Here is a 9,531-nt window from a genome sequence, read left to right on the forward strand (position 1 = left end):
TTGGGTTCGTGACCGGATCGCCTCCCACGGCCCTCCGGCCGCAGCATCCGAGCCCCCGATCCGTCCACGGCCTCGCCGAGGCGTTCGGCCTCGAGGTGCGCGGCGATGTCGACGGTCTCGAGATCACCGGCGCGGCACTCTCGTCGGAGACGGTGCGCCCCGGCGACCTCTACGTCGGCGTTCCCGGCCGGAACGCGCACGGAGCCGACTTCACGGCCGCCGCTCGCGATGCCGGAGCGGTCGCCGTGCTCACCGACGAGACCGGCGCCGAACGGGCCGCGGGAGCCGGGCTGCCGATCCTCGTGACCCCCGACGCGCGAGCCGCGCTCGGCGAAGTCGCGGCGTGGATCCACCGCACGGCCGAGAATCCCGCGACCCTGTTCGCCGTGACCGGCACGAACGGCAAGACGAGCGTCGTCTACCTGCTCTACGGCATCCTCCGCCAGCTCGGCATCGTCGCCGGTCTCACCTCGACGGCCGAACGGCGCATCGGCGACGAAGCCGTCACGAGCTCGCTCACGACGCCCGAGGCGAGCGAGCTGCACGCGCTGCTCGCGCGCATGCGCGAGGTCGATGTGCGCGCGGTCGGCATCGAGGTGTCGGCCCAGGCGCTCTCGCGGCACCGGGTCGACGGGCTCGTGTTCGACGTCGTCGGGTTCACGAACCTCACGCACGACCACCTCGACGACTACGCGTCGCTTGACGAGTACTTCGACGCGAAACGCGAGCTGTTCCAGCCCGAGCGCGCACGTCGCGGCGTGATCACGGTCGACTCCGAGTGGGGGCAGCGACTCGTCGGCGCGTCTCGTATCCCCGTGACGACGCTCACGGCCGTCGACGCCGTCGAAGCCGACTGGCGCCTCACCGTGCTCGACGAGACGGCCACCCACACGAGCTTCGTGCTCGACGGCCCAGAGGGGCGCCACCTCGAGTCGAGCGTGCCCCTGCTCGGCTGGTACATGGCGGCGAACGCCGCGCTCGCGATCATCATGCTCGTCGAATCGGGCATCGACCTCGAGAGCATCGCGCACGTGCTCGAGCGCGACGGCGGCGTCGACGCCTACATCCCGGGTCGCGCCGAGCGCATCTCGGGCGATCGCGGCCCCGTCGTCTACATCGACTACGGGCACAGCCCCGATGCGTTCCTGCAGACCCTCGGAGCCATCCGCCGCTTCACCTCGGGCAAGCTCGTGATGGTCTTCGGCGCCGACGGCGACCGCGACACCACGAAGCGCGCCGAGATGGGCGCGATCGCGGCCCGCGGCGCCGACGTGGTCGTCGTCACCGACTTCCATCCCAGATTCGAAGACCCGGCCGCCATCCGCGCGGCGCTCATCGCGGGCGCACGCGAGGCGGTGCCCGAGCGCGAGATCCACGAGGTTCCCGACCCGCGTGCTGCATTTCGCGCCGCGCTCGCCCTCGCAGGCGAGGGCGATGCGATCCTGTATGCGGGGCCGGGTCATGAGGACTACCACGAGGTGCGAGGCGTGAAGATCCCGTATTCGGCCCGCGAGGACTCGAAGCAGGCGTTGCGCGACGCCGGGTGGCTCGAATGATCGCGCTCACGCTCGCAGAGCTCGCAGTGGCCGCCCCCGGCGAGCTCCACCTCGAGGGAACCGACGCGACGCCCGAGACGGTCGTCTCCGGCGCCGTCACGACCGACTCCCGCGAGGTCTCGGCGGGCGGCGTGTTCGTCGCCAAGCGCGGAGAGTTCGACGACGGCCACCGCTTCGCCCCCGCCGCCGCGGAACAGGGCGCCGCCCTCCTCGTCGTCGAACGACCACTCGACGTGCCGGTGCCCCAGCTCGTCGTGGCCGACTCGGTCGACGCGCTCGGCGCGATCGCCGCAGAGGTCGTACGTCGCGTGCGCTCCCACGGACAGCTCCGCATCGTCGGCGTCACCGGATCCAACGGCAAGACGACCACGAAGAACCTCCTCCGCACGGTGCTCGAGCGAGTGGGTCCCACGGTCGCCGCGCGCGCATCGTTCAACAACGAGGTGGGTGCGCCGATCACGATGCTCGAGCTCACCGACGAGACCCGATTCCTCGTCGCCGAGATGGGCGCGAGCGCGGTCGGCGAGATCGCCCGGCTCATCCGTCTGGCCAAGCCCGACATCGGCATCGTCCTGAAGGTGGGCCTCGCCCATGCAGGAGGGTTCGGCGGCATCGAGCAGACCGTGCGTGCGAAGTCCGAGATGGTCACCGAATTGCTCGCCACGGATGTCGCGGTGCTGAACGCCGACGACCCGCGCGTGGTGTCAATGGCCGACCTCACCGCCGCTCGAGTCGTGTGGTTCGGACTCGGCGAATCGGCCGACGTACGAGCCGTCGACGTCGTCGCGCACTCCCGCGGCACCGAGTTCACGGTCGTCCTGCGGGGCGGCGAGCACGCACGAGTGCGCTTCGGCGTGCTCGGCGAGCACCACGTCATGAACGCCCTCGCGGCGATCGCGGCATCCGTCGAACTCGGCGTGGCGCTGCCGGCCATCGTCGAGGCCCTCGAGTCGGTCTCCCTCGCCGAGCGCTGGCGCATGCAGCTCATGGGCGGCCGCGACGACGTCACGATCATCAACGATGCCTACAACGCGAGCCCCGACTCGATGGCCGCTGCGCTGAAGACCCTGGCGCAGGTCAAGGCCCCCGGCGGGCGCACGATCGCCGTGCTCGGCGAGATGAGCGAGCTCGGCGAGTTCTCGGGCGAGGAGCACGACCGCATCGCGCTGCTCGCCGTGCGACTCGGCGTGTCGCAACTGGTCGTCGTCGGCAAGGGCGCCCGGCGCCTGCACATCACGGCCATCAACGAAGGCTCGTGGGACGGCGAATCCGCCTACGTGGAGACCGCCGATGAGGCGTTCGACCTCCTCGTGTCCTCTATCCAGCCCGGTGACACGGTGCTCGTCAAATCGTCGAACTCGGCCGGCCTGCGTCACCTGGGCGACCGACTGGGAGAATGGTTCTCGTGAGAGCACTGCTGACTGCCGGAGCCCTGTCGCTCTCCTTCACGCTGTTTCTGACCCCGTTGTTCATCCGCCTGTTCACGCGGCTCGGGTGGGGCCAGTTCATCCGCGACGACGGTCCGAAGAGCCACCACGTCAAGCGCGGCACGCCCACGATGGGCGGCATCATCTTCATCCTCGGCACCCTCTTCGGCTATTTCGTCGCGACCCTGCTGGTGAGCAACGAGCCGCCGACCGAGTCGGGGCTGCTCGTGCTGCTCATGATGGTGGGCCTCGGGGCCGTCGGCTTCATCGACGACTTTCTGAAGACCCGCAAGAAGCAGAGCCTCGGGCTCGGTGGTTGGGCGAAGGTCGCCGGGCAGGTCGCGGTGGCGACCACGTTCGCCCTGCTCGCGCTGCAGTTCCCGAACGCGCAGGGCGTGACCCCTGCCAACACGAAGATCTCGTTCATCCGCGACCTCGACCTCGACTTCATCGTCTTCGGCACCGTCGGCGGCGTGATCCTCTACGTGCTCTGGATCTGCCTCATCACGGCCGGCACCTCGAACGCGGTGAACGTCACCGACGGACTCGACGGGCTCGCCACGGGCGCCTCGATCCTCGCGATCGGCTCGTTCGTCATCATCGGCTTCTGGCAGTTCAACCAGTCGCGCTTCGGCGAGAACCTCAATCCGAGCGACTTCTACCGCAGCTACGACGTGCGCGACCCGCTCGACATCGCGATCGTCGCGACGGCGATCGTCGGCGGCCTCATCGGCTTCCTGTGGTGGAACACCAACCCGGCGCACATCTACATGGGCGACACGGGCTCGCTCGCGCTCGGCGGCGCCCTCGCGGCCCTCGCGATCGTGAGCCACACCGAGCTGTTGCTCCTCCTCATCGGCGGCCTCTTCGTGATCGAGACGGGCTCGGTCATCGTGCAGCGTGCCTACTTCAAGCTGACCCGCGGCAAACGCATCTTCCTGATGAGCCCGATCCACCATCACTTCGAGCTCAAGGGATGGGCCGAAGTCACGATCGTCGTCCGGTTCTGGATCATCGGCGGCTTGTTCGTCGCCGCCGGCGTCGGCAGCTTCTACTTCGAATGGCTGCAGAGTTGACGTCGGATGCCGCCGCGAGCCCGCACGGCTCAACCGCCCGCCTCGACTCCCTCACGAGCTGGCACGCCGACTGGAGCGGACTCCGCGTCGCGGTGCTCGGACTCGGCGTCACGGGCTTCGCCGTCGCCGACACGCTCACCGAGCTCGGCGCGAAGGTGCTCGTGCTCGCGCCCGAGGCCGACGACGACCGGGCGCGCATCCTCGAGGTCATCGGGGCCGAGCTGCTGCGGCATCCGCTCGACTCGGTGCCCGCCGGGCTCGTGGAGTTCGCCCCTGAGCTCATCGTCGCCTCGCCCGGGTTCCACCCCGACCACCCCGTGCTGGAATGGGCGCAGGAGACCGGCACGCCCGTCTGGGGCGACATCGAGCTCGCCTGGCGCGTGCGCGACAAGGTCGACGCCGCCGAGTGGATCCTCGTGACCGGCACGAACGGCAAGACCACGACGGTGCAGCTCACGGCGACCTTCCTCGCGGCGAACGGCCTGCGCGCGGCGCCCTGCGGGAACATCGGCGTGCCCGTGCTCGACGCCGTGCGCGACCCGGGCGGATTCGACGTGCTCGTCGTGGAGCTCTCGAGCTACCAGCTCCACCACCTGCCGACCACCGGCCCTGGAGCCCTGCACCCGTCGGCGAGCGTGTGCCTGAACGTCGCCGACGACCACCTCGACTGGCACGGCTCCGCCGAGGCGTACCGGTCGGCGAAGGCCACCGTCTACGCGAACACCAAGGTCGCGTGCGTCTACAACCGCGGCGACGAGGCGACCGAGCAGATGGTGCGCGATGCCGACGTCGAAGAAGGAGCCCGGGCGATCGGGTTCGGGCTCGACGTCCCCGGGCCGAGCGACTTCGGCGTCGTCGAGGGCATCCTCTGCGACCGTGCGTTCCTCGAGGAGCGGCAGACCTCCGCGCTCGAGATCGTGACGGTCGGCGAGCTCGAGCGGCACGGCCTCGCCGCACCGCACGTGGTGGCCAACATCCTCGCGGCATCGGCGCTCGCGCGATCCTTCGGTGTTCCCGTCGAGGTCATCCACGACGCGCTCGGCGAATTCCATCTCGACGCGCACCGCATCGAGACGGTCGCGGTGGCCGGCGGCATCCGCTGGATCGATGATTCGAAGGCCACGAACCCTCACGCCGCCGAGGCCTCACTGCGGGCGTTCGGGCAGGTCGTCTGGATCGTCGGCGGGCTCCTGAAGGGGGTCGACGCCGACGCCCTCGTGGCGTCACACGCGCCGCGCCTTCGCGCCGCCATCGTGATCGGCGTCGATCGCACCGAGCTCGTCGCCGCATTCGCACGACACGCGCCGGCACTGCCCGTGTTCGAGGTCGAAGCGGATGACACTGAACACGTGATGCCCGAGGCGGTCGCACTCGCTGCGGCGGTCGCGGGGGAGGGCGACACCGTGCTCCTCGCGCCGGCCGCGGCATCCATGGACCAGTTCGCCGACTACGCCGACCGCGGCCGGCGATTCCACGACGCGGTCATCGCACAGCTTGGGGGTGAGGCGGATGGCGACCCCGCCCCGCAAGAGCCGCCCAGCGAAGGCTGAGCAGACGGGCGCCTGGGCTGCCCGCATCGGGCTCGGCCGCGTGTTCCGCGTCGAGTCGAAGGACTACTTCCTGCTGCTCGGCACGACGCTGTTCCTCGTCGTGTTCGGGCTCATCATGGTGCTGTCCTCGTCGTCGGTCGAGTCGCACCTCGATGACGGCGGGTTCTTCGTGCAGGCGACCCGGCAGGGTCTCTACGCGCTCTTCGGGATTCCGATCATGCTCATCGCGAGCCGGATGCCCGAGACGCTGTGGATGCGCATGGCGTGGCCCGCCCTCATCGTCTCGTGCGTGCTGCAACTCCTCGTGGTGGCGACCCCGCTCGGCATCACCGTCGGCGGCAACACGAACTGGCTCGCGATCGGACCGGTGCAGTTCCAGCCGTCGGAGCTCATCAAGGTCGCCCTCGTCATGTGGCTCGGACTCATCGTGACGAAGAAGGAACCGTACCTCGGCGAGTTCCGGCGGGGCATCCTGCCGATCCTGCTCGTCGGCGGCGGTTCGATCGGGCTCGTGCTCCTCGGCGGCGACCTCGGCACCGTCATGATCATGGGCGCGATGCTCCTCGGCGCGCTCTTCCTCATCGGCGTCCGGTTCCGCCTCCTGCTGCCGCCGGTCTTCATCGGTGCGATCGCCTTCGTCCTCGTCGCCGTCTCGAGCGACAGCCGGATGCGACGCATCACGGCCTTCCTCGAGGAGAACTGCTCGCAGTACGACCAGGAGGACTGCTACCAGATCCAGCACGGGATGTTCGCCCTCGCCAACGGCGGGGTGTTCGGGGTCGGGCTCGGGAACTCGGCGGCGAAGTGGTCGTGGCTGCCGGCCGCCGACAACGACTTCATCTTCGCGATCATCGGCGAAGAGCTCGGCCTCATCGGCGCGATCGTCGTCATCGCCCTCTTCGTCGTGCTCGCCGTCACGTTCGCGCGCGTGCTCAGGGCGGCTCGCACGCAGTTCGCACGTGCAGTGACGGCGGCGGTGCTCGTGTGGATCATCGGTCAGGCCTGTGTCAATATCGGTGTCGTGCTCGGCGTCTTCCCCGTTCTCGGTGTTCCCCTTCCGCTCGTCTCGGCGGGCGGCACCGCCCTGCTCACGACGCTCTTCGCGATCGGCGTCGTGCTCTCGGTCGCGCGCGATCCCGAAGCGCCGGCTCGAGCGGCGGCGCGCGCCGAGGCCCGCAAGGCACGCGCGGCGGGGAGTCCGCTGCGATGACCGTCTACCTGTTGGCCGGCGGGGGCACCGCCGGTCACGTGAACCCGTTGCTCGCGGTCGCCGGTCGCTTGCGCGAACGCGACCCCGAGGCGCTCGTGCTCGTGCTCGGCACCGCCGAGGGCCTCGAGTCGAGGCTCGTCCCGGCGCGCGGCTACGAGCTGCTCACGATCGCGAAGGTGCCCTTCCCGCGGCGCCCGAACCGCGCGGCGCTCGCGTTCCCCGCCCTGTTCCGACGCTCGATCGACGACGTGCGCGCCATCATCGCCGATCGCGGCGTCGACGTCGTCGTCGGCTTCGGCGGCTACGTGTCGACGCCCGCGTATCTCGCGGCACGCCGCGAGGGCGTGCCCGTCGCGATCCATGAGGCGAACGCGAGACCCGGTCTCGCCAACCGCCTCGGCGCACGATCGGCGGCCGCCGTCGGCGTCGCGTTCGCCGGCACGCCCCTCCCTCGCGCGCAGGTCGTCGGCATGCCGCTCCGCCCCGAGATCGAATCGCTCGACCGCGCGGCGCTGCGGGCCGAGGCAGCGGCGTTCTTCGGCCTCGATCCCGATCGCCCCATGCTGCTGGCGACCGGCGGCTCGCTCGGCGCGCGTCGCATCAATCGCACGGTCGTCGACAGCGCACGGGCGATCACGGATGCCGGGTGGCAGGTGCTGCACATCACGGGAGCGGCGTCCGAGGTCGCCGACCCGGCGATGGCCGGCTATCGCATGGTCGAATACGCCGATCGCATGGATCTCGCTCTCGCCCTCGCCGACTTCGCGGTCTCCCGGGCCGGCGCCGCAACCGTGAGCGAACTCGCGGCGCTCGGCATCCCGGCCGTCTACGTGCCCTATCCCGTCGGCAACGGCGAGCAACGATTCAATGCGGCCGAGGTCGTCGCAGCAGGCGGCGGCATCCTCGTCGACGACGCGGCGTTCGTGCCCGAGTGGGTCACCGTCGAGCTCGCGCCGATCCTCGGCCACCGGGCGCGCGTCGCGGCGATGGCCGAGGCCGCGGCATCCGTCGGCCATCGCGACGGCACCGATCGAATGGTCGCGCTCGTCGACACCGCGCTCGGCGGGGGAGCCGGCGAGTCCGCGCGAGGCGCGTAACGTTGAGTGAGCGGATGCCGCGGCCCCGCTCCAGCCCGAACGATTCATCGACCACACCGAGATCGACCACACCGAGGAAGACCCGCACCCCGTGACCATCAAGCCCGACCTCACCGTCCAGATCCCCGCCGAGCTCGGCGCCGTGCACTTCGTCGGCATCGGCGGATCGGGCATGAGCGGCATCGCACGGCTCTTCCTCGGCGCGGGCCATCGCGTCACGGGCTCCGACGTGCGCGACTCCGACAACATCGCGGTCCTGCGCGAGCTCGGCGCCGAGATCGCGATCGGCCACGACGCCGCGAACCTGGGCGATGCCGATGCCGTCGTCGTGACCGGTGCGTTGTGGGAGAACAACCCCGAGTACCAGCTGGCACTCGAGCGACGGCTCCCGGTGCTGCACCGCTCGCAGGCGCTCGCCTGGCTGATCGCCGGCCAGCGACTCGTCTCGGTCGCGGGTGCTCACGGCAAGACCACCTCGACGGGCATGATCATCACGGCCCTGCTCGAGCTCGGCGCCGACCCGAGCTTCGTGAACGGCGGCGTCATCGAGGAGCTCGGCGTGAGTTCGTCGGCGGGCGAGGGGGAGCTCTTCGTCGTCGAGGCCGATGAGTCCGACGGCTCGTTCCTGCTTTACGACACCTCGGTCGCCCTGATCACGAACGTCGATGCCGACCATCTCGACCACTACGGGTCGCTCGAGGCGTTCGAGCAGGCGTTCGTCGATTTCGCCGACCGTGCCCGTGAGTTCGTCGTCATCTCGTCCGACGACGCGGGCGCCAAGCGCGTCTCCGAGCGGCTCTCGCATGAGCGGGTGGTCACCTTCGGCGAGGCGGCGGATGCCGCGGTGCGCGTGCACTCCATCGAGACCGACGGTCCCGTCTCGTTCGCGGTCTCCTACCAGGGCGCCGACCACCGCGCCACGCTCCGCATCCCAGGCCGGCACAACGCGATCAACGCCGCCGGCGCGTTCGCCGTGCTCGTGGGCCTCGGGTTCGACCCGGCGGCATCCCTCGACGGCATCGCCCGGTTCGCCGGCACCGGCCGCCGCTTCGAACTGCACGGCACCGTCGGCGGCGTGAGCGTCTACGACGACTACGCGCACCACCCGACCGAGGTGGCCGCCGCCCTCTCGGCGGCGCGCACCGTCGTGGGTTCCGGGCGGATCATCGCGGTGCACCAGCCGCACCTCTACAGCCGCACGAGGCTGTTCGCGAACGAGTTCGCCGAGGTGCTCGAGCGGTTCGCCGACGAGACCGTCGTGCTCGACGTCTACGGGGCGCGTGAAGACCCCGAGCCCGGCGTCACCGGCGCGCTCGTGAGCGAGCGATTCACCGACCCGACGCACGTCGCATTCGTGCCCGACTGGCAGGAGGCCGCCGACTACACGGCCCGCATCGCGCGCGAGGGCGACTTCGTGATCACCCTCGGCTGCGGCGACGTGTATCGCATCGTGCCGCAACTGCTCGGCTCGCTCGAGCGGGAGCGCGGATGAGGGTGCGCGGCGCGTGAAGCGGCCGCAGGGGTTCGACCAGCCGGCCAAGCGTCGTGCCGGGCGGCCGAAGCCCGCCGACGCGGCGCCGGCCGCGCGCGAATCGGCTGCAACGGCGACGACGGC

General features: G+C 70.4%; 7 protein-coding genes. All 7 read left to right on the top strand.

Annotation, left to right across the window (positions count from 1 at the left end; genetic code table 11):
* The first annotated feature begins 8 nt into the window (after positions 1-8).
* The 7 genes from ESP51_RS14035 to murC all read left to right on the top strand — a co-directional run bounded on the left by ESP51_RS14035 (position 9) and on the right by murC (position 9,408).
* Positions 9-1,556 carry a Mur ligase family protein gene (locus ESP51_RS14035; RefSeq protein WP_129521520.1) on the top strand — a complete coding sequence of 516 codons (1,548 nt, stop codon included), beginning with the start codon at positions 9-11 and terminating at the stop codon, positions 1,554-1,556.
* Positions 1,553-2,965, top strand: a complete 1,413-nt coding sequence (locus ESP51_RS14040) for a UDP-N-acetylmuramoyl-tripeptide--D-alanyl-D-alanine ligase (protein ID WP_129521521.1) — start codon at positions 1,553-1,555, stop codon at positions 2,963-2,965. The genes ESP51_RS14035 and ESP51_RS14040 overlap by 4 nt, the downstream gene beginning before the upstream one ends.
* Entirely contained in the window at positions 2,962-4,059 is a 1,098-nt protein-coding gene (mraY, locus tag ESP51_RS14045) for a phospho-N-acetylmuramoyl-pentapeptide-transferase (RefSeq protein ID WP_129521522.1), read from the top strand. The genes ESP51_RS14040 and mraY overlap by 4 nt, the downstream gene beginning before the upstream one ends.
* Complete coding sequence (gene murD / locus ESP51_RS14050; RefSeq protein WP_129521523.1) at positions 4,044-5,609, top strand: UDP-N-acetylmuramoyl-L-alanine--D-glutamate ligase; 1,566 nt, start codon at positions 4,044-4,046, stop codon at positions 5,607-5,609. Before mraY ends, murD begins: the two co-directional genes overlap by 16 nt.
* Positions 5,569-6,819 (top strand): putative lipid II flippase FtsW, encoded by a 1,251-nt coding sequence (gene ftsW / locus ESP51_RS14055; RefSeq protein ID WP_129521524.1) that lies wholly within the window; start codon positions 5,569-5,571, stop codon positions 6,817-6,819. Before murD ends, ftsW begins: the two co-directional genes overlap by 41 nt.
* The gene (locus tag ESP51_RS14060) at positions 6,816-7,916 is read left to right on the top strand and encodes a UDP-N-acetylglucosamine--N-acetylmuramyl-(pentapeptide) pyrophosphoryl-undecaprenol N-acetylglucosamine transferase (protein WP_129521525.1); all 1,101 of its coding nucleotides are present in this window, start codon (positions 6,816-6,818) and stop codon (positions 7,914-7,916) included. Before ftsW ends, ESP51_RS14060 begins: the two co-directional genes overlap by 4 nt.
* A 91-nt stretch (positions 7,917-8,007) precedes the next feature.
* Positions 8,008-9,408 carry a UDP-N-acetylmuramate--L-alanine ligase gene (gene murC / locus ESP51_RS14065; RefSeq protein WP_129521526.1) on the top strand — a complete coding sequence of 467 codons (1,401 nt, stop codon included), beginning with the start codon at positions 8,008-8,010 and terminating at the stop codon, positions 9,406-9,408.
* Positions 9,409-9,531 lie beyond the last annotated feature (123 nt).

This window comes from Agromyces albus (genome assembly GCF_004134825.1).
GTDB lineage: Bacteria > Actinomycetota > Actinomycetes > Actinomycetales > Microbacteriaceae > Agromyces > Agromyces albus.